Source organism: Priestia sp. P5_B4 (genome assembly GCF_056400385.1).
In genome coordinates this window covers 1-1,156 of record NZ_JBFULJ010001074.1, presented here as the reverse complement: position 1 = coordinate 1,156, position 1,156 = coordinate 1, and the positions used below count along the sequence as shown (strand labels likewise).

General features: G+C 32.8%; 2 protein-coding genes. One reads left to right on the top strand and one right to left on the bottom strand.

Annotation, left to right across the window (positions count from 1 at the left end):
* Window positions 1-64: 64 nt before the first annotated feature.
* Window positions 65-205: a hypothetical protein gene (locus AC1DRF_RS28905; protein ID WP_179866295.1), complete on the top strand. Its 141-nt coding sequence runs from the start codon at window positions 65-67 to the stop codon at window positions 203-205.
* Window positions 206-473: 268 nt separating this feature from the next.
* Here AC1DRF_RS28905 and AC1DRF_RS28900 read toward each other — a convergent pair whose 3' ends face one another.
* Window positions 474-914, bottom strand: a complete 441-nt coding sequence (locus AC1DRF_RS28900) for a YaiI/YqxD family protein (RefSeq protein WP_427077141.1) — start codon at window positions 912-914, stop codon at window positions 474-476.
* Window positions 915-1,156: the final 242 nt, after the last annotated feature.

Sequence of the window (1,156 nt, the reverse complement as noted above, 5' to 3'; positions counted from 1 at the left end):
GTATAAGAGATTGCTAGTTGGACAATAATAAAAAATAGGAACTTGCATAAAGGAGGTCAAACTATTGAGCGAATATAAACAGGTTTTCTCTACATTTATTAATGAAGAACGATTTGATTTACATTCATACCTTACTTATTTATTTATCAATGAATGTCAGGAAGATGTAGTAAATCAGCTAGAACAGAAACATGTAAACCAATAAATTTATAAATAGGAAAAAAGAAAGGGTAAATAATAATGAATGGAAAAATCGTGTAGGTGACTTTATCTTTCTGAGCAGAAGGAATAGGTCGCCTGTTGGTATTTCTACTTAAATATATAATACACTAAACTCATTGTTAAATCTTTTTAAAGATTAAAGGACTTATAACGGAAGTACTTTATTATTTACTTAAGCTAACGGGGTAGGTTAGTTTAATATTTGGACAATTTATTTTTCTGGGTTTTTCTTGAAAATGGATGGTTCTTTTTTAACGTGAAATTGCTCTTTTAAAAAGCCCCTTAAATTTCTCTCTATCTTCGGGTGCAAATGGTTTTGGCCCCTTTGTACGCTTTCCGCTTTTTCGAGCCATTGCACTCAAATAACGTGTTTGTAATAATTGGTCAATGTTTTCATTTGTATAGCTAGACCCATTATGGTGAAGTACCGCACACCCTTTTGCTAAACCTAGCGAAGCAAGACCATAATCTTGCGTAACGATTATATCCCCTTTTTCTACTAACCCCATAATCCGATAATCCGCAGCATCTGCTCCAGAATCAACATAAATGGTTTCCACTCCTGATGGTTGTTCCACATTAGAAAAATGAGAAAAGCTAGTAACAAGGATAACAGGAATTTCAGCATTCGTACCTTCAGAGATAATGATATCTTTTACCGGACAAGCATCTGCATCAACATAAATTTTCATCTTTACCTCTCCCCGTAAATAAGTTTGAGTTGATGATAATGGAAGATTTAGCCTTTGTCAAACGATAAAGATAGTTTACCTAAAATTATTAAAAAACAGTTGTTGTATTAAAGCGCGCGTTTGATGCTCTCTTTTGTAAAAGGAGAAGCCAATTTGATCTCACGTAACCTTCTAAAGTATGAAAAAGATGTTATTATCACTTATGAAACCCATAATAATATTGATGTGGTTTCTATTTATTG

Coding starts and splice junctions, on each gene's coding strand:
- AC1DRF_RS28900 (WP_427077141.1), bottom strand. CDS start 914: ATGAAAATTTATGTTGATGCAGATGCTTGTCCGGTAAAAGATATCATT.